At 47.9% G+C, this 22,669-nt stretch carries 19 protein-coding genes; 7 read left to right on the top strand and 12 right to left on the bottom strand.

From position 1 onward, the window contains the following. Positions 1-23 precede the first annotated feature (23 nt). The 4 genes from JWG88_RS02705 to JWG88_RS02690 all read right to left on the bottom strand — a co-directional run bounded on the left by JWG88_RS02705 (position 24) and on the right by JWG88_RS02690 (position 4,969). Complete coding sequence (locus tag JWG88_RS02705) at positions 24-1,502, bottom strand: DNA integrity scanning protein DisA nucleotide-binding domain protein (RefSeq protein WP_240194227.1); 1,479 nt, start codon at positions 1,500-1,502, stop codon at positions 24-26. 15 nt (positions 1,503-1,517) lie between these two features. Continuing rightward, positions 1,518-1,928: a hypothetical protein gene (locus JWG88_RS02700; RefSeq protein ID WP_205232142.1), complete on the bottom strand. Its 411-nt coding sequence runs from the start codon at positions 1,926-1,928 to the stop codon at positions 1,518-1,520. Between the two features lie 29 nt (positions 1,929-1,957). Further along, complete coding sequence (locus JWG88_RS02695; protein WP_205232141.1) at positions 1,958-2,845, bottom strand: helix-turn-helix transcriptional regulator; 888 nt, start codon at positions 2,843-2,845, stop codon at positions 1,958-1,960. A gap of 120 nt (positions 2,846-2,965) precedes the next feature. Next, positions 2,966-4,969 (bottom strand): ribonuclease catalytic domain-containing protein, encoded by a 2,004-nt coding sequence (locus tag JWG88_RS02690; RefSeq protein WP_205232140.1) that lies wholly within the window; start codon positions 4,967-4,969, stop codon positions 2,966-2,968. A gap of 346 nt (positions 4,970-5,315) precedes the next feature. On the opposite strand from JWG88_RS02690, the gene era reads away from it, so the two are divergent. Then, the gene (gene era, locus JWG88_RS02685; RefSeq protein WP_205232139.1) at positions 5,316-6,224 is read left to right on the top strand and encodes a GTPase Era; all 909 of its coding nucleotides are present in this window, start codon (positions 5,316-5,318) and stop codon (positions 6,222-6,224) included. Between the two features lie 45 nt (positions 6,225-6,269). Here the strand turns inward: era and JWG88_RS02680 are convergent, their stop codons facing one another. The 4 genes from JWG88_RS02680 to ftsE all read right to left on the bottom strand — a co-directional run bounded on the left by JWG88_RS02680 (position 6,270) and on the right by ftsE (position 10,595). After that, a complete protein-coding gene (locus tag JWG88_RS02680; RefSeq protein ID WP_205232138.1) occupies positions 6,270-7,637 on the bottom strand; it encodes a S41 family peptidase in 1,368 nt (455 codons plus the stop codon). 102 nt (positions 7,638-7,739) lie between these two features. Next, positions 7,740-8,930 (bottom strand): murein hydrolase activator EnvC family protein, encoded by a 1,191-nt coding sequence (locus tag JWG88_RS02675; RefSeq protein WP_205232137.1) that lies wholly within the window; start codon positions 8,928-8,930, stop codon positions 7,740-7,742. Positions 8,931-9,003: 73 nt separating this feature from the next. Next, positions 9,004-9,891, bottom strand: a complete 888-nt coding sequence (gene ftsX, locus JWG88_RS02670) for a permease-like cell division protein FtsX (protein ID WP_205232136.1) — start codon at positions 9,889-9,891, stop codon at positions 9,004-9,006. Beyond that, positions 9,888-10,595 (bottom strand): cell division ATP-binding protein FtsE, encoded by a 708-nt coding sequence (gene ftsE, locus JWG88_RS02665; protein ID WP_240194226.1) that lies wholly within the window; start codon positions 10,593-10,595, stop codon positions 9,888-9,890. Before ftsE ends, ftsX begins: the two co-directional genes overlap by 4 nt. A gap of 547 nt (positions 10,596-11,142) precedes the next feature. Between ftsE and ileS the strand changes: the two genes are divergently transcribed. The 5 genes from ileS to JWG88_RS02640 all read left to right on the top strand — a co-directional run bounded on the left by ileS (position 11,143) and on the right by JWG88_RS02640 (position 16,950). Continuing rightward, positions 11,143-13,965: an isoleucine--tRNA ligase gene (gene ileS, locus JWG88_RS02660; protein WP_205232135.1), complete on the top strand. Its 2,823-nt coding sequence runs from the start codon at positions 11,143-11,145 to the stop codon at positions 13,963-13,965. A 9-nt stretch (positions 13,966-13,974) separates the two neighbouring features. After that, entirely contained in the window at positions 13,975-14,445 is a 471-nt protein-coding gene (gene lspA / locus JWG88_RS02655; protein ID WP_205232134.1) for a signal peptidase II, read from the top strand. A gap of 16 nt (positions 14,446-14,461) precedes the next feature. Next, on the top strand, positions 14,462-15,406 hold the full coding sequence (locus tag JWG88_RS02650; RefSeq protein ID WP_205232133.1) for an ACP S-malonyltransferase: 945 nt from the start codon (positions 14,462-14,464) through the stop codon (positions 15,404-15,406). Between the two features lie 256 nt (positions 15,407-15,662). Further along, the gene (gene bioB / locus JWG88_RS02645) at positions 15,663-16,625 is read left to right on the top strand and encodes a biotin synthase BioB (RefSeq protein WP_240194225.1); all 963 of its coding nucleotides are present in this window, start codon (positions 15,663-15,665) and stop codon (positions 16,623-16,625) included. Between the two features lie 157 nt (positions 16,626-16,782). Beyond that, complete coding sequence (locus tag JWG88_RS02640) at positions 16,783-16,950, top strand: hypothetical protein (RefSeq protein ID WP_205232131.1); 168 nt, start codon at positions 16,783-16,785, stop codon at positions 16,948-16,950. 98 nt (positions 16,951-17,048) lie between these two features. On the opposite strand, the gene JWG88_RS02635 is transcribed toward JWG88_RS02640, so the two are convergent. The 4 genes from JWG88_RS02635 to JWG88_RS02620 form a co-directional block, all read right to left on the bottom strand. Next, complete coding sequence (locus JWG88_RS02635) at positions 17,049-18,716, bottom strand: FAD-binding protein (protein WP_205232130.1); 1,668 nt, start codon at positions 18,714-18,716, stop codon at positions 17,049-17,051. Positions 18,717-18,967: 251 nt separating this feature from the next. Further along, positions 18,968-19,759 (bottom strand): 4Fe-4S dicluster domain-containing protein, encoded by a 792-nt coding sequence (locus tag JWG88_RS02630; RefSeq protein ID WP_205232129.1) that lies wholly within the window; start codon positions 19,757-19,759, stop codon positions 18,968-18,970. Between the two features lie 43 nt (positions 19,760-19,802). Next, positions 19,803-20,687, bottom strand: a complete 885-nt coding sequence (locus tag JWG88_RS02625; RefSeq protein WP_205232128.1) for a CoB--CoM heterodisulfide reductase iron-sulfur subunit B family protein — start codon at positions 20,685-20,687, stop codon at positions 19,803-19,805. 8 nt (positions 20,688-20,695) lie between these two features. Then, a complete protein-coding gene (locus tag JWG88_RS02620; protein WP_205232127.1) occupies positions 20,696-21,103 on the bottom strand; it encodes a 4Fe-4S dicluster domain-containing protein in 408 nt (135 codons plus the stop codon). A gap of 1,028 nt (positions 21,104-22,131) precedes the next feature. On the opposite strand from JWG88_RS02620, the gene JWG88_RS02615 reads away from it, so the two are divergent. Continuing rightward, positions 22,132-22,545, top strand: coding sequence for a hypothetical protein (locus tag JWG88_RS02615; protein ID WP_205232126.1), 414 nt, complete (start codon positions 22,132-22,134; stop codon positions 22,543-22,545). The last annotated feature ends 124 nt before the right edge of the window (positions 22,546-22,669 follow it).

The raw sequence follows: 22,669 nt of genomic DNA, 5'->3' as shown, positions 1-22,669 counted from the left end.
GGTGGTTTTTCAAAAATAAGGCACTAAGCGCTGACCGCGAGCCATTCCTTCAGTGAATCCGGCACCAGTGAACAGTGTGTCATTGATCGCCACTGGCACCGTCCCTGCAATACTATACCCTGCTGAATTACGGAAACCGGTCTGTCCGACGACACTACTACCACAATAGTCTTGTGGTTCTCGGCGGTGAATCGGAGAGCGGAGTTATACCTGGCGCCCCGAGCACGGTCCTCTCCTTCGATGGTTCGTCCATCCAGCAGACAGGCAAAACCGAGTAGTCTCTGGTCTTGAGAGATATGAAGGGCACCGTCAACCCGGGAGAGGGCGCAGGCAAGTTCAAGAGAATCATCGTCATTAAGATCCAGGGGAGCATCGAGCAGCTGTCCGGAGATCTTCACAGGCTTCGAATTTAGATCGAGAACAAAGGCACAGCCATGCCGCATTGACTGGGCGCTATGTACCAGGGTGGTAATGATATGGAAGAGTTTATCCCGCGTTTCCGAGTCAAGATCATAATCAAGCAGAGCCTCTTCAATCTCAAAAAGTTTTGCCTTGAAAGAGGAAGATCTATATCTGCCGTCTGAGAAACTGCAGAGTATGTCTTGATTCAACCTTACATACCCGTATCGGCGGTGATATGCTGCAGTGAGGGAATATTGCGGCAGCCTGGAATTGCAAATACCCAGGATGTTCTGCCCATCCGATATCAGCTTGTGATTGGTATCCTGAACAGTCTGCAGTAGTTTCCTGACATGTTTGCTGTGACTTAGCTGGGGAAGTTCTGTTCCTGTAAACTTTGCCAGGAAATTGACCTTGTCGGCATCCCGGGGTTCAATGAAGGCAAGTTCACCGGATGGCCAGGCTCTCTCTTCAAGTGTTTTGGATATCTCGAGAATGGCGTCCAGAATCGGATACACGTCGAGACCGGAAAGTTTCCCTGTGAGTCGAAATGTCTCTTTTTTGATATGGTCATGGATGGCATGGGTTGAATATTCGCGTAGGAAGCTGCCGGAAATTCCGGTATACAGCCTGGGACCATTGGCTATATCATGGGAAAAACGCAGAACGGCATGTTCCAGCCATCTTTCAGTCGGTCCTGTTGAACAGAGATCCGGATGGTGCTCCGTAAACCACATCTGGTAGGGGACCGTTGCGGAACTGCCGCCGAAGGAGAGTATCCCGTCAAGTTCGAAGACGGGAACATTCTCGATCGAGCTGTAACATTTCGAGGTGCCATTATATCTTGAAAGGAACTGATGCCCTTTTTCATCGAAATAGAAATTTTTTATCTTCAGCTCATGACCGCGAAGAAGACTGTCCGGATCATAGATGGAAAGATGGGCTTGTTTCGGGAGGCTGAAAATGACGGCAGCTGTACTGGGTCCTGAAAAATGGCTTAAACCTTCGCGCAACCCCATCAGCGTGTCGTTAATACATGTATTATTAAAGGATGTCTGCATATGCCTGAAATGGTGTACCTCACTCCCGAGATTCGTGGTCAATTCAGCTCAGCCGGGTTAGGGATGAACAATATTTTCCCGGTACGAGCCCGTTTGAGGATCATGGTATCGTAAGATAATTCTGATACCAGAGGGAGAAATCGGACCATCGTAGGAAAGCGAGAAGGGATAAATCCCGGGACGGACACTTTTCAAAAACCATTTTGAACTGCTGGTACCGTTACCGGTTTTATCAGCTGCGGGAGAAGCCCTTAGCAGTTGCCTTCCGGCAGGATGAAAGTGCTGTATTATAAGGCTGGCCGGAGGAGAACCATCTACCTTGACAAGAAATACAACTTTGTTGCCGCTGACTGATTGATATTTTGCCCCAACTTCGGCTACGGCAGCCGCGGGCACGGCTGATAAAGCAAGCAGGAGCAGGAACAAAAGAAGACAGGAGACCTGAGCGAGCGCAGATATTTTTCTCATAGGAGCCTCTCCGGGATTCTGGCTGATGTTCATGGGGTTATAGAGATGAGATTTTTGTCACGATCCCAGGAATAACCTGAACCCAGCCACATTTTTTCAATAAATTCTATATCGATAGTGAAGTCATCAATATCACTGTAGTAATCGAAAACCGTTAAAATTTCCTGGTCGCTTATGGTATTGTCTCCATCAATATCAGCCCAGTGAAATTGACCAAGGGTTATGCTGTTGCTGCCCTGTACCGTTAAAGCCTCCTCGTTTTTCGAAGTCGAAAGAAGACCGTCAAAAATGTAGTCGCTGCCGGTGGAGCCGTTTATCTCGACGAGATAGGAAAAACGGGTGGGTTTCTGCAGCTTATGTATCCATTTAATTTCTTCATCAGAGTTTGAAGCGCCGGCGGTGGGGGATATCTGAACTATTCGGCTTCCTTCAGGTAGAATCTCCTTCAGTATGATTGAAGTAGACTCACGCGAATCCGGGCTGACCTCGATAACTACAGGAAAAGGAGAGTTAGGTATTGCTCTGGGAGGCATATTTCTAAAGGCCTGGGCCTGAAGTGTTTTTGTTCCTGATAAAAATATCCTGTCCAGGATTACCGCGCTGATGAGAGCACCAATAATGAGGACAAACAGGATGAGAGCGCTTTTCCGGTACCGAGGTTTTGCCAGAGGTGCCGTGGAGAGATCGGGGCCATCTTCGACAATCGAATCTTCCTCGGGAAGGAGGATGTCCTCTATGCTGACGCCCAGTGTTTCGGCAAGCTTCTGGGCATTTTCTTCTTTGATTGTGGGATAGCGCTTGTTTTCCCAGCGTGATATCGTGTCGGTAGTAACCTCGACGGCGGTAGCCATATAGAGCTGGGTCAAACCCTGGTGTTCCCGTAATTCCTTGATTTTTTCGCCATCTATCTTAATCATTTTTAATAACCAGCTAACCCCCAAAAGGGGATAAGTACCTTGGCAGTAAGTGTGAGTTGGCGGCTTTTAGGCTAGTTTCCATTTTCCTGTTTTTTGTGTCGGTTTTTGGGGAGTAAGGTTCTAATTCCATCCAAATCGTACTGAATTATCGAGAGGATCGCTTTTTTCCACCCTCACCTTGACGGTTGAACCGGGTGATGGTTTTGAACCTGCCGGACTCGGGAGATCGAAGTCGAAAAGAATATCTTTGAGTAACAGCATCGTTCTCTTGGGGCCTGATTCTATTACCAGAGCATCGAGAAACTGACCTTCCCGGTCTTTAAGGTACACCAGGAGCCAATAGCGATGCCGCTGCTGTTTGACCGCATTGGCATTGGATAATGTGCGCGTAATTACCGATGTAAAATCCTTGCACATTTCCGCGTTGAATCGAGGCTCCTGGCGACGCATCAGAGAATGCAGCTGGTGCTGCATGACCAGATCGAGCAGACGCCGTATGGGGGAAGTCACCGTGGTATACTGGTTTACCCCGAGGCCGCTGTGCCTTTTGGCGACGGTGAGCAACTCACCGCGGGACAGTTGTTTTCTCTGCCGGGTATTGATGAATAAATCGTTGTCTTCACCATGAACAAGTTGCTGCTTCGGCGGTTCCTGGGCTCTGAAGAGTCCGGGAGCCAGGCGGTCTGAAACGTATCGGGCCGCTTCCTGGTTGGCCAGGATCATCATCTCCGAGACCAGAATGCGGGATGGTGTATCTGTTGCTCCGAGAGAGACATGAACCTTACCGTGATGGTCGATATGAATATTGACATCGGGAAACGGCAACAGTAATGCCCCTGACGCCATCCTGCGGCCCCGCAGTTTCTTGCTGAGGGTATTGAGCAGAGCCAGCTCCCGGTCTTTGGGAATCATGCCGTCAGCTTCCTCGTAGGTAAGTCGTCGTGCTACGCGTATAATGGAGGGGTAGATGCGCAGGCGCAATACCTCGGCATCGCTGGACAGCAGGATCATGAAGCTGATGGCAGCCCTGGTCTCCCCCTGGATGAGGCTGCATATTCCCTGGGAAAGATGGCGGGGCAACATGGGAATCTGGCTTTCCGGAAAATAGATGGAGGTGCCTCTGTTCATAGCCTCCTGGAAGAGATGATCACCTGGTTTAACGTATTGTGCCACATCAGATATATGGACCCCTACCAAGAATCCCTCCTCTTTTTCTTCAATGGTGAGAGCGTCGTCAAAGTCGAGCGTGCTTCCTCCATCGATTGTAAGGGGGGAGAGGTCGGTAAAATCTTTTCTTGCCGGATCTTCAAAAAGCGAAGAGGCTGAGCTTTGCAGCACTGTTTCCGCCTGTTGAATGGCAGCAAGGGAAAAACTGGTGGGCAGACCGCTTCGCAGTAGGGGGATATTTACATTTTCTCGCCAGATACCTGCTTTGACAAGAATATGATAACTATCGTGCGGTTTGGAGAGGCCGGCGTCTTTAAGCATTTGTTTTGCTAATTCATAGAAAGGCGCCTCCGTACCAAAAAGATAATAATCCTGAATGATCTTGAGACAATTTTGCACCTCCGGATCGTCAAGGAGATGAACGCTGTCATGTTCCTTGAGGCGGCGAAGGATTTCCGTACCCTTTTCTATCAGCCTCTGTTTATCCCTTTCCCGGGCGGCCTCCATTTGCAAAGCTTCAACCTGTTCGGGGCTATGTACCTTTATTTTGCCTTCTTTATATTTAAAATAAAGCCTGTTGGTGAATACCGAGCGTAAAAAGGCCGAGACTATATCGTCGCCTGCTTCTTCCCCGAATACCAGCTCGGCAAGGAAAGAAGGTTCGAAGCTGTCCGTGTTCTCCTCATTGATCAGCTCCCATATTTCCTCAAGGTCGATCTTCTGCATCAGCGAGTTTCTATGGCGATTGGTGTCCTGCAGGACTTTAATCAGAGCTTCTTTATCGGTATCAAGCGGATGGCTGCTCAGAGAACAATGCAGGATACGCGATATTGGAAGCTTAACCTCTCGCTTGTTCTGGTTGACGAGATGCACCCTTTTGGGCTGCAGTTCGGTGATGAAACCACAGATGAACTTTCCGTTCTCAAGGTATTCAATTATTTTGCCAATAGTTATCATTCAGTTTTCTAATAATATATTTAATTCCATCTTTTGTACGCGACATCAAATAAAACACGCAAAATGGATCCCGATGGTATACTTTGTCGTTTAAGCCTTAGAGGTTATTCTCTTGCACTGTTTTTCTCAGGAATAGAGATATTTCAGTAAAAGATACATATGCTGCTCAGGTAAGCGACATTGCTCTGAGGCAAGTCTAAATCCACCAGGGGGAAACTGTCGGAGAATTCCCGAGAGCACCCCTAGCTTAGCTAAGAAAGTAGCACATTCACCATAAAAGAAAAGCACTATAGTATCAATTTCACAATTCAATACATTTATTCATACAAAATCAGAGAAAAGTAGAATGGATACAATCACACCCTTTGAAAATGTTCGCTCCGGCCTGGTTGCCATAGTCGGTCCACCCAATGCCGGAAAATCAACCCTGATGAATTGCCTGCTTGGGCAAAAAATCTCAATCGTTACCCCAAAACCGCAGACGACGCGTAATAGAATACTGGGTGTTCTTAATAGCGCCGATCATCAAATTGTTCTGGTTGACACCCCTGGTCTGCACAAAGCGGATCAGGTTCTGAACAGGGAGATGGTGCGGATCGCCATGGAAAGTCTCGCTGACGTTGATGCAATTTTATTTTTACTCGACGCTTCCATTTTAGCGAAGAATACAGGAAGGAAAGGCATCGATTTGGGGAAGTATCTCAGTCAGACAAATGCACCGGTATTTCTGGTCCTCAATAAAATCGATATGGTCGAAAGAGGAAAACTGCTTCCCATCATAGATCAATATAAAGAGCAGTTTGCCTTTGAATCAATCCTGCCGGTTTCCGCAAAAACAGGAGAAGGCACCACTGTGCTGGTGGATGAAATTCTCAGAGTCCTGCCCTATGGACCGAGATACTTTCCTGAAGATATTCCTACCGACTCCTCGGAGAGATTCCTGGTAGGTGAAATAATCCGGGAGAAGGTTTTTCTTCTTACGGGTCAGGAGATCCCCTATTCTACCGCAGTGGTAATTGACGCCTTTATTGAAGAATCCAGAACGATGACCATACACGCTTCGATCGTTGTGGAAAAGGCTTCGCAGAAAGGCATCATCATCGGTAAAGGAGGACGGAAGCTGAAAAGTATCGGCATTGCGGCCAGGAAGGATATCGAGAAGATGGTAGGAGAAAAGGTCCTTTTAAAACTATGGGTCAAGGTCAAGAAAAACTGGACTGAAAACAGCGGCTTTCTCAAAGAGTTAGGATTTTAAGTGTGGCAGGTCCCAAACCGACCGAGGCTCTTCAGCATAAAAAGCTTACTTCTGGGATTTCAGGTCTGCCTTATCTGAAGAGAGCAGGTTGACTCCTTTGAGAATATTGAGGGCCATCTGTACCTGGTTGTCCTTTTCCAACCTCGAAAGAATGCCGTCTTTATCATCGATCTGGTCTAACGAGGGACTTTCCTCGGGGACGGACAATTCCTTGAGTTTTTCAATTTCAGAATTTAAAAAATGATTTCTAAGATCGGCTTCCCGCGGAAATGCACTGGAGCTTTGTTCATTCTCCTGCTCGGCAATATAGGCAATATAAGGTACCTCGATGTCGGGAACAATTCCCTGTGCCTGGATTGATCTGCCTGAGGGAGTAAAATATTTGGCAGTGGTCATCCGCAAACCCGCTCCGCCCTGAAGCGGAATGACGGTTTGCACCGAACCTTTGCCGAAAGTCCGGGTGCCGAGGATGATCCCTCGTTTATGATCCTGAATGGCGCCGGCTACAATTTCAGAAGCACTGGCCGAACCTTCATTGACCAGCACTATCAGAGGAACCTCGCTCAGCGTTCCGGATTGATGAGCTGCAAAGACGATATTCTGTTCTTCGGTGCGCCCTTTGGTGTAGACGATAAGTCCTGATTCAAGAAAAAGATCGGCTATGGAGACGGCTTGATTCAAAAGTCCTCCGGGATTGTTTCTCAAATCAAGTATCATAGCCATAATTGTTTGAGATTCCTGGAGGGTAGCCAGCATCTCGATGTAATCGTCGGTGGTATGGCTCTGAAAGTTGGTGATCCTGACATAGGCGATTCCCTCGTCAATAAACACGGAACGTACCGACTGGACGGGGATGATATCCCGCACCAGGGTAAATTCTTTGAGATCCTCCCAACCTTGTCGATGGATGGAGATGGTTACCTCCGAGCCTTTGGGCCCTCTGAGTTCCTTCACGGCTTCCATTGGACTCATATCGTCGGTCCATCGCTCGCCGATCTTGACGATGGTATCGTTTGCCTTCAGACCTGCATTATCTGCCGGAGTATCTTCAATTGGTGAGACAACGGTCAATTTCCCATTCTTGATGGTAATTTCGATACCAATACCGGTGAAACTTCCGCTGGTCTCCTCCTGCAGATCCTGAAAACTCTCGGGGGAAAGATAGGAAGAATGTGGATCCAGGGAAAGCAGCAAGCCATTGATTGCTCCATCTACAACCTCTTCGATATTGATCTCTTCGACATAGTTTTCCTGAAGGATACTAAGGACGTTGGAGAACAGTTCAAGTTTCCTGTATATCTGTTCCCGTTCCTTCTGGCTGACTTCAGGGGAAGAAAATCCCAGGGAAGGTAGAGCGAAGGTCATTACGACAAACAGGAAGGTCAGGATATGCAGCTTTTTGTGGAATTTCATGTATTTTTCCTGGATTACGGTCTATATCTTTCCGGTATCACTTTAACATTTTTTCTTTCTGGAAAATTATCCAGGCTTGTGTGCTGATTCCCGGTTTAATTATCATCGGATGGTATCGTCTTTGAACTTCAAGTTTCTGGGGTCGAGCCATTGCAGGGGATCCATCGGCGTCTCTTTCTTGCGAACTTCGAAATAAAGTCCTTCATCAGAGATTGTGGCGGTCGATCCCATAATTCCTATTATATCATTTCTTTTTACTTTTGTGCCCTTCGTCACCAACATTCTTTCAATGCGTGAAGTAATTGTAAAATAATCATAACCGTGATCGAGAATTATGGTATTCCCATAGCCTTTGAGATAACCGGAATAAATGACATCCCCGTCAAAAACAGCATGGATTTTGCTGCCGTCAGGAGCGCTAATGGCAATGCCGGGATCCTTCCTGGTGATTCCGAATTGATTTACTGCCTCTTGATTAAAGAGCCTGATAATAGTGCCTTCAACGGGAGCAATATGCTTGCCCTTGTTCACAAGGAACCCCTGGTCATAGAGAATTTCCTTTTTCTTCATGGCGCTAAGAGTACTGCCGAGATCCTTTTTGGCCTTTTCAATTTCCTGAATAGCCTGCTCGTGCAATAGAGCCTGTGTTTTAACCCGGTTGAGAAGGCTGTTCTTGTTTTGTCGGGCAGTCAGAATATCCTGCTTTTCTTCATTTGCCTGGGAAATAAATTCCTCAAGCAGGCCTTCCTCCAGAGTCAGGGCGGTCTTGGCGCCTTCGAGGTCCTCAATGGTATTTCGGTAGCGCTTCATAAGATCCTGATCATAGGCGATTACCGTTTGGAAAGAGTCATGAAATCTCAGCAGTTCCGGAAACGTACGTGTTGAGAAAGTAATGTTGATAAGGTCTATTTTTCCAAGTTTGTAATAGGCGCCAATGCGATTCTGCATATGGAGCTGTACTTTTTCACTTACCTTCCGAACCTCTTCGAGTTCCGTTTCCTTGGTGGCAATGAGCTCCTGCTGTTGCGTCATTCTTTCCTCAAGCTGACGCAGTCGATCAGCCATTTTCCAGAGGCTCTGATCGAGTACCTGCAATTCTTCCAGGACGCCTTTCTCACGCAATTGGGTATGTTCTATACCTTCCTGCTGATCTTCGAGACTTTCCTGGAGACGCCGAATTATAATCTGGTTGCGCTTGATTTCCTGTTCGATTTTCTGTTTTTCCTCTAGACGACGGCGTTCGCTGTCTTCGATATCGTCGGCATGGCAAGGAGCAGCAATCAATATTAACAAAATAGCCGCGACGGCAATGAGCGATGCTGCAGTGAATTTTGTGATGAGCTTACAAGAGGGCAAAATCATGGATCTATATACGCAGATATTTCTGCATTGAGGTAAAACTTCCGGCGGAGCAGAGGATGATCGATGTTGTAACTATTGCGAGAACCACTTCCGGTGAGAAAAAGGTGAAGGAAAAAAGTTCCAGAAGTCCCGGACCCGAAAAATGAGCCTTGATCCATTGATAGAGCAAAAACAGAGAGAAAATACCCAGTGAAGAACCCAGAAGGCCTTGAAGCACACCCTCGATGAGAAACGGGGTACGGATGTAATTGTTGGTGGCTCCTACCAGTTTCAGTAATTCCAGCTCTGCCTGTCTGTTGAAAATTGTCAGCCTGATGGTATACGAAACCATGAAAATCGTGGTGAGAATGAGCAGTGAGCCGCTCAGGAAGACGACAATAGAGAGCAGTCTGGTAAAATAGTAAAAACGCTCGACCCATTCCTGGCCATACTGCACTTTAAGGGTGCCGGGCAGACTCGATAGATATTCGGAAAAAAGCTTGACCTGGTTGAGACTCCGCAGATTTTTCAGAGGAATGACTTCTACGGAAGCAGGAAGGAAGTCTTTGGGAATATCCTCGAGCACATCCTTATTGCCACCCAGCTGCTCTGCAAATCTCTCATAGGCCTCGGCGCTGGAAACAAAAATAATATCTTCAACATCATCAAAGTTAATGATTTTACGGCGAATCTGTTCACGCATCTGCGGTCCGGGATCATCCTCGAGATAGATAATCAGGCGAAGATCATCGCCGAGTTTCTCACCGGAGCTGATCATATTGGTGTAGACCAGATAGAAGAAGGCGAATATCAGCACGGACAGACTGACGGTCAGCAGCGTCATAAGCTGCGATGGCCATGTCTGTCTCAGGTTTCTTCCTGCCTGGCGCAGGACTGCAAGCCAGAATCTCATGAGACAGCCGCCTTCCGCACGCCGCGAATTATGCCTTGCCGTAACTCCATAACACGGTGATCGGTATTTCGATAAATAGATTCGTCATGGGTGGCTATCACAACTGTTGCTCCGGACTTGTTCGATTTGTGAAGGAGCTGCATTACCCGGACCGTCGTTTCAGCGTCGAGGTTGCCGGTCGGTTCGTCGACCAGCAGCAAAGCGGGCGAGTTTGCCACTGCTCTGGCAAGAGTGATGCGCTGCTGTTCGCCGCGGGAGAGTTCGCCGGTGATGGTATTGTGTTTGTCGGCAAGCTGCAGCTGGTCGAGAAGAGAACGCACCCTTCTTTGAATCTGTGAAGGCTGCTTGTAGGAAACCTCCATGGAAATGGCTATATTCTCCGAGACGGTTCTGTCGAGAAGGAGCTTGAAATCCTGATAGGCCACACCGATGCGCTGACGTAACTTTGCCAGTTTATTCCCTTTCAGGCGACGCAGATCGTTGCCGGCTACCTCGATCAAGCCGCTGTTTGGGGGCTCCATGTAGCTGATCAGTTTCAGCAATGTCGTTTTTCCGGCTCCACTCTTGCCGATTATGAAAAACATTTCGCCAACATCAATGGAGAGTGAGACGTTGGACAAGGCAATTACGTCCGGGGGGTATGATTTGCTGACCTTGATCAGCTCAACCATGGTGTCGCCGGTGGCGGATGGATTTTCTGTCATTTAGTACCTTACTTCCAAAAAACTAACATAAAAAACCAAAAACGGAAACTCTTTCAAAAGCCTGTGGCTCGCAATCACTGGCTAGGTACTTATCCAGCTCCTCTGGGTTAAAAACTATTCCTGAGAAAGAGGCTTTCCCGCTGAAAAACAGCGAAATGTACTATCACTGGTAGTGAGCAAGGGGGGCCTGCACAACAAAAAAAACATTTCCCGATCGAATTTAATCGGCAAAACGGTATATTAATAAAATCAGGAATTTGTGTCAAATTTTTTACACCCTTAACTGAAAGAAACATGAAAGGATATAAGCGACTCGATTCAAAGAAAAAAATCCGCTTGAGCCCGCAGCAGCACTTTAAAACTTGCAACTTATCATGCAATTGTTATTCTTTGGGGTTATTTTTAGAGTAATTACTAAACGGCATTCTCTTCGGAACCTCGCTACCTGCTTTAAGCGATCTTTTAATCCAGCCTTCCGGGAGCTCCGTCACAACTTTTTACGAGATTATCTTATTTTGAAAAACCATTTGTTTCAAAGGAGAAGGATATGGACTACAGGGCGACACTGAACCTGCCCCAAACCAGTTTCAAGATGAAGGCAAACCTTTCGCAAAAGGAACCGATGTATCTCAAGCGGTGGGAGAAGGAAGATTTATATGGGCAGCTTCAGGAGAACGCAAAGGATAAACCTTTGTTCATATTGCATGACGGTCCTCCATATGCCAATGGACATATCCATCTTGGTACGGCATTTAATAAAATTCTCAAGGATATTATCCTCAAATCCCGCAGAATGGCAGGATTTAATGCCCCGTATATTCCGGGATGGGACTGCCACGGCCTTCCCATTGAGCATAATGTCGATAAAGAACTTGGAGATAAGAAAAAGACCATACCAATTCTCTCAAAAAGAACGGCGTGCAGGAAATATGCGGAAAAATGGATAAAAGATCAGAAAGCAGAATTCAAGCGGCTGGGTGTGCTGGGTGATTGGGATAATCCGTATCTTACCATGAATTACAGGTATGAAGCTGCCATTGCCCGCGAATTCAATTCCTTCTTGTTAAACGGTTCGGTTATCCGCAACAAGAAACCCGTCTACTGGTGTTCAACCTGTACAACCGCTCTGGCGGAGGCGGAGGTTGAGTATTTTGACCACCGATCTCCCTCGATCTATGTAAAATTTCAAGTTAAAGACGATATTGCCGATATCGATCCTGCACTTTCCGGCGACAAGCTGTTTGTCATTATCTGGACCACAACCCCATGGACTCTGCCTGCTAACCTGGCCATTGCCTTTCATCCGGATTTCGTCTATGCCGCAGTCAGGACCGGCGAGGAAACCTGGATACTGGCCAAGGATCTGGTTGAAAAAGTTATGGAGGAGGTTGGCATCGGCGATTATACAATCCTTGCCGAGTTTTCCGCTGCTCAGCTGGAGAAACGCCACTGTCGTCATCCCCTCATGGAGCGGGATTCACTTATGGTACTCGCCGACTACGTCACCACGGAAGCCGGTACCGGATGTGTTCATACTGCGCCCGGTCATGGCGCCGACGACTATCTGACCGGACTGCGATACGGACTTGAAGTCCTTTCACCAGTAGACAATGAGGGAATCTACACCTCTGAAGCCGGTGCATATCAGGGACTGAAAGTCCCTGAGGTGAATGATCGCATCAATGAGGATCTGGCACAATCTGGTGCGCTTGTCCATAAGGATGAGATGCATCATAGTTATCCCCATTGCTGGAGATGCAAAAAACCGGTGATGTACAGAGCGACCCCGCAATGGTTCATTTCCATGGAAAAAAACGATCTCCGGAAAAAGGCGCTCGCCAGTATTGATAAAGTGGTGTGGACCCCATCCTGGGGCAAGCAGAGAATATACTCAATGGTCGAAGGGCGGCCCGATTGGTGTTTATCCAGACAGCGTGCCTGGGGAGTACCGATTACCGTTATCAGCTGCAAGGACTGCGGTGAGGTGGTCAGGGACAACAGACTTGTCGAGAAGATAGATGAATTGTTCAAGAAAGAGGGTGCCGATGCCTGGTTCAGGCATGATCTCGATGTTTTTCTGGAAGATGGTACTACATGTACAGCTTGCGGGAGTGGCGAATTTGTCAAAGAGGACGATATTCTCGATGTCTGGTTTGATTCGGGAGTAAGTCATGCTGCCGTCTGCGAGGAGCGGGAAGAACTGCGCTGGCCCGCCGATCTCTATCTCGAAGGAAGCGATCAGCACCGGGGTTGGTTTCAAAGCTCACTGCTTACCGCGGTGGGAACCCGTGGGCGAGCACCTTTTGATGGAGTTTTGACTCACGGGTATGTTGTCGACGGCCAGGGTAAGAAGATGTCGAAGTCCATCGGTAATGTCGTTGCTCCCCAGGAAGTCATAGATAAGTATGGAGCGGAGATCCTGCGCCTCTGGGTCGCCAGCGAAGATTATCGTGATGATGTCAAGGTTTCCGAGGAGATCCTCAAGCAGGTATCCGACGCCTATCGAAAAATCCGCAATACAATCAGATATATGTTGGGAAATCTCAGCGATTTTGAAGCGGAAAGACATCGAGTGGAGGTCGCCGAACTGCCGGAGCTGGACCGCTGGGCCCTGAAGCGCTTTGACGAGCTTAACACCAAAGTCAAAAAGGCTTACGAGAAGTATGAATTCCACTCGATCTACCACAACCTCAACTACTTTTGTGGTACGACCATGAGTTCTTTCTATCTCGACATCATCAAGGACCGGCTTTACACGGCGGGTACCGAGGCGCCTTCACGACGGGCTGCACAGACAGTGCTGCATGACATCCTGGACGGCATGCTGAAACTCATGGCTCCCATTCTCAGTTTCACTGCTGCGGAAACCTGGGAACATTTTTATAGCCTCGATGCCAAGGCGCCGTTGTCTCAATCTGTTTTCTTTACGGAATTCGCCGCTTCCGGAGAGGGGATCATGGATGAAGTGCTGGATTCCAAATGGAACCGACTCATTGAAATTCGTACGGAAATTACCAGAGCCCTCGAGATTGCCAGGCGCGAAAAAGTCATCGGTCATCCCCTGGAGGCCGAGGTGCTGCTGAAATCCGATGCGGACCTGGAGCCCTTTCTGGTTGATGAATGGCAGACAATCAAGGAAATCTCGATTGTTTCCGCTCTGAAACATACCAACGAGACGGTTGAGGCGGAGTTGCCGCCATATGTCAGTGAGACAGTCAAAGGACTGGTAATCATGGTTCGTCCGGCCGCGGGAGAGAAATGCGAACGATGCTGGATACGCTCGACAAGTGTCGGCAGCCATGAACAGCACCCACAGTTGTGTGACAGATGCAACACCGTCTTGGAAAGTATGCATATTTCAGAAGAGTAACAGGCTGCCGTGCTTTATTTTATTATAATCGCAGTGACGCTGATCATCGATCAGTTCACAAAAATTCTGATAGCGAGCAGACTGTCGCTTTATGAGTCAATAGAGGTTATTCCGGGATTTTTCAATGTGGTCTATGTTACTAATCGCGGCGCAGCTTTCAGTATACTGGCCGATGTCGATTCCTGGTGGCGTCATCCCTTCTTTATATTTGTGGGGGTGATCGCCCTGGGCGGCCTGACTCTGCTCTACTACCGCATACGAAAAGATGCACCTGTGCAGAGCATCGGTCTTGCTTTCATTGCAGGTGGGGCATTGGGGAACCTTGTCGATAGAATTCGGGTCGGTGCCGTTATAGATTTCATCGATATCTACTGGTCCCGATTTCACTGGCCGGCATTCAACATAGCTGACTCTGCAATATGTATCGGGGTGGGGCTGTTTTTGATATTCAGTTTTATTGAGAAGGAAAACACGAAATAAATAAAGAGGTTAATGAATGAAGATTGCTGTTCTTTTTCCAGGCCAGGGTTCACAGTATCTCGGCATGGGCCGAGAGTTCCTCGACGCATCTCCGGATTGCAGGGAGATCATGGAAATTACCGAAAGAGTCTGCGATGCACCGATCGGCAAGTTATGCCTTGAGGGTCCTATGGAAGAGCTGACCCGGGCCATATACCTTCAGCCTGCCATTACCGCAGTCAATCTCATGTGCTGGCGGATGCTGCAAAAGACTTTGCCTGCCGGAGTTGAAATTGGCTGTTTCGCAGGGCACAGTCTGGGAGAATATTCCGCTCTTCACGCGGCAGGAGTCATTTCCACGGAATCAACCATTCGCCTGGTCGCGGAACGCGGCGCCTTAATGTGGAGGGAGGGCCTGAAGAATCCCGGTGGTATGCGTGCCGTACTCGGCTTGAATATCGAGGAAGTTGAACGCCACATCGGTAATTGTCCTGAAGCTGCAAGGGTGACATCCGCTAATCACAACACCGAACAACAGATCGTTATCTCTGGAGATATTGCCGGTCTCGATCAGGTATCAAAAAAGCTGGAAGAGGCGGGGGCAAAGGTCATTCCCCTCAATGTCAGCGTTGCCAATCATAGCCCGCTGGTAGCCGATGCCGTGCCTGAATTCGCCAGGTTTATGGAAGATATAGAATTTTCAAGTCCGCATACGCCTGTTTATTTTAATGTGACCTCCGCTGAAGAATTCAATACCGCAAAGATTAAAGAAATCATGGCTACCCAGATAGCATCTCGGGTTCGCTGGTATGAAACTATCCTTAAAATGGTGGATTCGGGAGTACATACTTTTATTGAGGTTGGACCGAAAACAATACTCAAGGGAATGATGCGAAAGATCGTACCAAAGGGTGTGAAAGTCAATTCTCTGCAGTTCGATTCTCCCGAAAGTCTTAAAAGTTGCATGGAAAAACTGACCTGATTCATAACCGAATACCACCGAGCGTTTTGTTTTAACGAGGCCGATATCTTATTTTACTGGATTTCGGCCTTTTTTTTACCCTCTGTTTATCTTTGCGAGTGAAAAGCTGCATAATCACAACTGATTTCTTCAGATCATCCCGGTAACTTCGATGACTTTTAGGTCAATCATAATTATTAATGTCTCTAAAGAAGAATTATTATTAAAAATCGATATCTTGACGTTGTGTGATTCAGATAGTACGTGAGGAATGGAAATGATTATTGAGAAATGTATCGAAAAAATTAAAAATGGAGAAAATATAGATTATGATCTAGCCTATGAGCTTGCCACTACAGCGCATCCGGATGAGCTTTTCGAAGCGGCGGATCATATCCGCCTCTACCTGCATGGTAATGTTTTCGACCCCTGTTCCATCATAAACGCCAAGTCGGGAAAATGTTCGGAAGACTGCCGTTTTTGCGCTCAGTCATCGCATTATGACGTCGATATTGAAACCTATGATGTCATCGGCAGCGATTCAGCTCTGCTGCAGGGGAAGAATAACGATGCACATAATGTGCGCAGGCTCTCTCTGGTAACCGCCGGAAGAACCGTCAGCATGGAGGATCTTCAGGAATATGGCAAAATTTACAGGAAGCTGGGCGACACTACCCGCCTGCAGTTCTGCGCCTCTATGGGCATGCTCACCCCGGAGAAGGCCCGGCTCTTGAAATCTTTCGGAGTCGAAAGATATCACTGCAATCTGGAAACCTGCAGACGATTCTTTCCTTCCGTCTGTTCAACCCACACCTGGGAAGAAAAGGTCGAAACCATACGGATTGCCCAGGAAGCCGGGCTTGAAGTATGTTCCGGGGGAATCATCGGAATGGGTGAAAATCTTGAACATCGGTTGGAATTGGCCTTTGAGTTAAGGGAGCTTGGAATCCTGTCTATTCCTATAAATGTTCTCTCTCCTGTTGCCAATACGCCTTTTGAAAACCTGGAGCCACTGTCGCTCTCGGCAGTTCTCACTTCTATAGCCGTTTTTCGTTTTATCAATCCTCATGCGGTTGTCCGTCTTGCCGGCGGACGGGCTGAGATGGGGGTTGATCAGTATCGGAGTTTTACAAGCGGAGCCAATGGTGCTATTGTCGGTAATTTTTTGACCACATCAGGCAATAGTCTGGTCGATGATCTGCTTAATATCGAGAAGTGCGGCTTTGTCTTGAGGAAATGAGGTTACCCATGTGCTCATTCCGGACATGATCCGAACGGGTTCCGGCAATGATTTGGAATTATAACAGCTTATACTAAAACATCTAAGAGTAAGTGAAATTATGTGGCAAGCAAAGAAAATGTGTCTCAGTTGCAGATATTATCGATTGCAGGATGAAATGTCAGGTGTTTGCCGGGTCGATAAAGGCACGCCAAAAAACTATCCTCTTAAGGTCAACGAAGATATCTGTGATAAATACAGCGATTGCGGTCAGCAATATTATATTAGAAAGGGCTGGATACGAGGAAAACAGAATACTGTAAAGGAAAATGACCACCTCAATTGAAAAAGGCAGCCTTTACGGGCTGCCTCTTTTCTTCCCTTCTCTCTTTCATCCAGGGCCGGATTCAAGGTGAAGCCGGCCCTGTCTGTCGCTGGAAAGGGCTATGCAGCTTTGGTAACTGCTTCTGGCCATCGATTGGCACTTACTTCGTCTGTTGAATAATCGGGCAGCAGGATCGGGGCGACCATAGGATTTTCGATACCCGCTTCAGCCAGTTCCTTCTCGAACTTGACCACGTGGTCAAGCGAGAGATCCTTTAGCTCAACACCGCCGTTGATATATTTTCCCGCACTTTTGCCGGCGCGGCGACCAAAGGTAATAATATCCTGGAGGCTGTTGCCCATCAGGCGATTTTCGCCATGTACGCCGCCAATGACCTCACCGGCACCGAACAGTCCCGGAACCTGGGTATTGGTGTCTCCGTCAACATTGATACCGCCGTTCTGATAATGCAGGGTCGGGTATACCAGCATGGGCTCTTTGCTGATGTCAATGCCGTGCCGCTCAAACTGGATAAACTTAGCAGGCAGTTCCTTACGAACAGTACCGGGGCCGTGCAGTTCCTCGATCATCGGCGAATCAAGCCACAGGCCGAGACGACCGGTGGGGGTCATAATGCCCTTGCCTTTTAACATGGCTTCCTGGATAAGTTCGGCTGACTCGACATCGCGGGGTTCCAGTGGAAAACAGAACTGCTCGCCGTCGATATTGAGAACATGAGCTCCGAGTCCGCGGACTTTTTCGGTAATCAGTAAACCGACGTTCTGTTCCGGGAAAGTAACGCCGGTGGGATGATACTGGGTTGAATGCAGCGATTTATTGCCGACGCCCGCCCGGTAAGCCATGACCACGCCGTCCATGGTCGCCCCATAATGATTGGTGGTAGCGAAGCCTTTGACGTGCAGACGACCGAAGCCTCCGGTAGCCAGCACTACCGCTTTGGCCTTGACTATAGAGTACTCTTTGGTTTCCATATTGAAAAGGATGGCTCCGGCGCATTTTCCTTCGCTGTCCAGCAGCAGCTCGACAGCCGGGCTGAATTCCAGCACCGTTATCATGTCTTTGCGATTACGGGCTTCATCACGAATAACCCGCATGATTTCAGCACCGGTCATGTCACCGGCGGAATGCATCCGTTTTCTTGAGGATCCACCGAAATGACGGACGACGGTGCGGCCATCGTCGTATTTATTGAACATCATGCCGAGGCTTTCGAGCCAGGCAATGGAAAGGGGAGCGTCTTTGGCCAATGCGGCAACGAGATCGCGCTGATTGGTGAAGTGACCGCCCCCGATGGTGTCAAGATAATGATAGTAGGGCGAATCACATTCGTGAGTAGCCCCCTGGATGCCGCCTTCAGCCATAATGGTATTTGAATCACCGTGGCGGAGTTTGTTGGCGATAATGACTTTGCAGCCGGCATCGGCAGCCATGATGGCAGCAGATGTTCCGGCACCGCCGCCGCCGATGACGAGAACGTCGGTTTCCTGATCGACTTTGTTCAGGTCCACCTTTTCAGGTCTGATGACTGATCGTGACTCCAGCAGACGGGCCACGGTTTCCTGAAAGACATCGCCCTTGTTGGGACCGACCTTGACTGCCTGTTTGGCATCTTCCTGATAGTCGGGATGAAATTTGCTCAATACTTCATGACGTTCAGCCATGGTGAGGGCGGGATAATTCTCGCCGCGGCGCGCCATTGCCACACGATCCGGGCGAGTTGCTTCAACTCTTTTTATAAGTTCTTTTAATTCGGGGGTATAGCCCATGGTGTTCTCCTTGTTTCATAACTCTTCGGCCGCGCTCATACCGCGAGTCAAATAGTGGCAGCATACTGAAGAGTATCGTCATTCCAGATAATTGGTCGATTATTTCCTAGGAGGTTGTCTGAGAATAGGCATTTTCGTTTAGATCAAGGCATTTTCAGGAAATCAAGCACAGCCATATATTTGATATTGCGAGCATTGATTTTCTGGGAATAACGCGGAGATGAGCGAAAAGGGCATTCTCGGCCGGCCTCCTAGAGATATTGAGTTTCTTGAGGCATCCAGGAACCGGCTTCGGCCATGTCTGGTTCACGCTCTCTGGCGACATAGCGTTTCTCTAGCTCTTCCTTGTCCATTGCACACAGATCATCGAGCGCCTTGTCGTATTTGCCGGATCTGATCTCTTCGGCCCTCACTTTGAGGTGTTCCGCCTGCGGCTGAATATAACGGCCGAAAATCCGCCTGGCCAACTGGGCAACATGATATTGCGGTATTTCACCCATACAACGGCTGGAGCAGAGACCGCACTGGATGCAGTCAAAGGAGATGCGTGCGGCTTTTTCGATCTGTCCCTGCTTGATGGCAGAGATATAATCCATGACCTTGACATCCATCGGACAGGCCTTGGTGCAGAGATTACAGGCGACGCAGCGGAAAACTTCGGGATAAAGGGCATGAATGGCATCGGCTGCTGCGCTCATCTCTTCTATCTTGAAATCGGCACGGTTGGCGGGGAAGAAGGGGATCTGAGCGAGGTACATGTTGGGTTCCACTACGGTCTGGCAGGCAAGGCCGAAATGAAGCTTGTAGTCGCCGGCCATTCGATAGACGGTGGGGCAGGCGCCGCAGATGCCTCCACGGCAGCCGGCGCCGCGCAGAAACCTGAATCCGGCAAATTCCATGGCCTTCATAATAGTGAGGGTTTCCGGAACCTGGTACTGCTTACCCATGACAAAGATGGGAATGGTTTTCGCACCCTCAGGCAAAATAGCCCTGTCCCCTGTAGCCATCTTAATTTCGGGTTGTTTAACTTTGGTATCACACATATTTAAAATCTCCCTTAAAATGAAAATAATGTCTTCAAAGGACTCAGGCGGCAGTGAGACGGTTTTTCGTCTCAAGCAGCTCAACCGCTTTTTTATCGTTCAGTTCGAGACAGCACTCTCCGGCATCGATTCCGAGTGCCATGGCGAGAAGCTGGGTAAAATAGAGCGTGGATACATTTGCAGAAATTTTCCCCTTCCCCATGAGCGCATCCTGTTGTTTGCCTAGATTGAACTCGCAGAGTGGGCAACTGGTCGCCAATGCTTCAGCGCCGCTTGCAGATGCAGCGTTAATTACCTTGGCTGCGGCAGCGTTGTCACCTGCCTCTTCGCAGATAACCTGGTAGGAGCCGCAGCATTTATCCGCTGCCGAAAAAGGTACAACTTCGGCGCCGAGCGCGGCTAAAAGCTCATTCATCAGGGCAAAGCTGCCCAGAGGCTCAATACCGACTTCTTCGGGACGTTGCAGAGTACAGCCGTAATATGAGGCGATCTTGAAATCATTGAGAGGGTTCTTCACCTTGTCGCGAATAGCTTCCCAGCCGATCTCTTCTTTGAGCAGGGTCAGGTAATGAACCACCTCGACCTCTCCAAAGTAATCTATTTCGTCGTCCATGAAGCGGTTGATGGTATCTCTCTTCTCGACATCGTTTTTCATGAGCTGGTTCACTCTTGCCAGAGTGTTGTAGCACATGGAGCAGAGCGTGACGATTTTATCCGCTCCCTGTTCCTTTGCTCGAAGAAGATTTCTCGCCGGGCCCACCATATGGATGAGGTCGTCATTGGCAAGTGAGTAAACCGCACCGCAACAGTTCCATCTGTCCATTTCTTCCACGTCGATACCCAGAGCATCAAGAGAAGCCAACGCTGACGTTTCAAGGTTTTTGGCCTTGTACTTCAGGGTACATCCGGGATAATAACTGATTTTCATCGCTCTCCTTAACTCGTCAATTTTCTAAAACCTGCCACCATCATGATGCCGGGAAACTCTTTGAGTTTTTCCGGGGGTATCTGAGAAGGTTCAATATGGTTTTTGCTGGTACGAAGGACCAGTAAACGTAAGGCCTCCATTACCTTGGCAATGTCTATGCCGCGCGGACATCTGACACTGCAGGAATGGCATGAGGCACACTTCCAGTACGAATTAATGTCTTCCAGACTGCTTAACAGGCCAAACTGGCTGTAATGCATGACTTTGCGCGGAAAAAAATCCATCTCATCTGCCATTGGGCATGCCGAGGTGCATGTCCCGCACTGCATACAGACTTTGACATTTTCACCGCTAAGCTCATTAATTCTCTCAATGGATTTCATTGATACTTTTTGGGCGTTCATTGGTAATGTCATTGTTCTCTCTTTATTAAGACGGTAAAAAGCAGCTCATCTCCAAAACTCGCTTGAACTGCGTGGATAATATGTTGAACCATGACGGCATCGTTAAAAGCCCGTTCTCCCGCTTTGTAGATCTGAAACGGGGTTTCGTCATACCTGGGATGACTAGATATCCAGAGATGGGTTTACACGAGCCCTCAATTTGAGGAAAGGTGAGGAATGCCTGAGCGTATTCCGGGAGGATAGATAAAGATTGAACCGGTGATGCGCCGGAATCAAAATTTCCGCTCCTTTTCCGTTAACCAGTCCATTTTCAAAACCGCGAATGAAATAAATGAATATAGCAGAATATTAATGAATACTCATTCAGTGGCCATCAAAATGATTACCAAAGAGGCGGGAAAAACTCAAGATTGATTTATTGGTTGAAACAGGAAAAAATGCTTTTAATTCAGTTGTCAGGGGTGACCGGGAAGAACTGTACAGGCGGGCTATGTAGCCAACATATGGTAACTAAATAGAATATAGAGTTGATAGAGCTGAAAGTTCGAGGTTGTATTTGTATTGGAATGATGGTTATATTAAATATTTATGAAATACATAACAATAATTGAAATACACGTTTGGGGCGACTGGAACGTTGCCAGATTCCTTTCGCTTTCGCGTTCGCTGGTGGGGCCTCATGGCTATCCCTTCTTTTAAATGGTAGCAAACTTATTCTGCGATTTCATTTAGCTGTTCGCGTCTTTTCCGGGTAAGGCGATAAAGGGCTTGATCCAGGCCGAAAGAGCATATACTATCTTAGTACGCTTCTGCTATGGCACTTTGCCCTATATTCGGAGGATGCGTTTACCGGTTAGCTCTCAATATTTTAATCCTCGGAGGTAAGCGTAGAGTCTGACATCAAGTATATGCCTGTGGTTAAATATATCAAGCACCCGGATTTAAAGCAGATAGTGCTGACTGGACAGACACTGGTAGGGAAAACGGGAATATGGAACTGATATTATGATCAGAATTCAATTTCTACATAAGAAGACGATATGACATGGTGGCATGATGATGGTGTTATTATGGAACTGTTTAGATTATTAAGCAAGCGGATATCGCTTGAACTTCCTGTAAACGTTTTTTTGCAGCACAAAAGAACCGGGAGAATTTCCCCGCACCACACCACCGGAACCATTGTGAATTTGTCAAAAGATGGCGCCTGCGTGGTTTTCGATAAGGTTATTCTGGATGGTGATCATCTCTTTTTTACAGCTCAGGAGCAGTCGGAGAATAATCTTTATCTGACTGATTTCTCACCTGACGAGGAAGTAGTGTCTGACGTGGTTGCGACTGCTGTCTGGATGGATGGGTGTACCTATCATCATAAACCGTCCTTCAAGATAGGTGTGAAATTTCTTGGGGCCCAGAAAGAGCTATTCTCCACTTTGAAGAACAAATCCCATTAAATTTATCAGCATCGTCTTCCTGAATTCCAAGGGGGCTCTTGTCTGAGTAGGAAAAGGGGTCTTCTTGATTTGCCTCTGCCCCAACTTTTATGCAAAGTCCTTGGATTTGGGCTAGGTTAACCGC

It is taken from the genome of Desulfopila inferna, from assembly GCF_016919005.1.
GTDB classification, from domain to species: Bacteria; Desulfobacterota; Desulfobulbia; order Desulfobulbales; family Desulfocapsaceae; genus Desulfopila_A; species Desulfopila_A inferna.
This window is presented reverse-complemented; position numbering and strand designations above follow the sequence as displayed.

Excerpts from the sequence above, each read along its gene's own strand:
- JWG88_RS02700 (WP_205232142.1), bottom strand. The coding sequence starts at position 1,928 with ATGAGAAAAATATCTGCGCTCGCTCAGGTCTCCTGTCTTCTTTTGTTC.
- JWG88_RS02695 (WP_205232141.1), bottom strand. The coding sequence starts at position 2,845 with ATGATTAAGATAGATGGCGAAAAAATCAAGGAATTACGGGAACACCAG.
- JWG88_RS02690 (WP_205232140.1), bottom strand. The coding sequence starts at position 4,969 with ATGATAACTATTGGCAAAATAATTGAATACCTTGAGAACGGAAAGTTC.
- era (WP_205232139.1), top strand. The coding sequence starts at position 5,316 with ATGGATACAATCACACCCTTTGAAAATGTTCGCTCCGGCCTGGTTGCC.
- JWG88_RS02680 (WP_205232138.1), bottom strand. The coding sequence starts at position 7,637 with ATGAAATTCCACAAAAAGCTGCATATCCTGACCTTCCTGTTTGTCGTA.
- ftsX (WP_205232136.1), bottom strand. The coding sequence starts at position 9,891 with ATGAGATTCTGGCTTGCAGTCCTGCGCCAGGCAGGAAGAAACCTGAGA.
- ftsE (WP_240194226.1), bottom strand. The coding sequence starts at position 10,595 with ATGACAGAAAATCCATCCGCCACCGGCGACACCATGGTTGAGCTGATC.
- ileS (WP_205232135.1), top strand. The coding sequence starts at position 11,143 with ATGGACTACAGGGCGACACTGAACCTGCCCCAAACCAGTTTCAAGATG.
- JWG88_RS02650 (WP_205232133.1), top strand. The coding sequence starts at position 14,462 with ATGAAGATTGCTGTTCTTTTTCCAGGCCAGGGTTCACAGTATCTCGGC.
- bioB (WP_240194225.1), top strand. The coding sequence starts at position 15,663 with ATGATTATTGAGAAATGTATCGAAAAAATTAAAAATGGAGAAAATATA.
- JWG88_RS02640 (WP_205232131.1), top strand. The coding sequence starts at position 16,783 with ATGTCAGGTGTTTGCCGGGTCGATAAAGGCACGCCAAAAAACTATCCT.
- JWG88_RS02635 (WP_205232130.1), bottom strand. The coding sequence starts at position 18,716 with ATGGGCTATACCCCCGAATTAAAAGAACTTATAAAAAGAGTTGAAGCA.
- JWG88_RS02630 (WP_205232129.1), bottom strand. The coding sequence starts at position 19,759 with ATGTGTGATACCAAAGTTAAACAACCCGAAATTAAGATGGCTACAGGG.
- JWG88_RS02625 (WP_205232128.1), bottom strand. The coding sequence starts at position 20,687 with ATGAAAATCAGTTATTATCCCGGATGTACCCTGAAGTACAAGGCCAAA.
- JWG88_RS02620 (WP_205232127.1), bottom strand. The coding sequence starts at position 21,103 with ATGACATTACCAATGAACGCCCAAAAAGTATCAATGAAATCCATTGAG.
- JWG88_RS02615 (WP_205232126.1), top strand. The coding sequence starts at position 22,132 with ATGACATGGTGGCATGATGATGGTGTTATTATGGAACTGTTTAGATTA.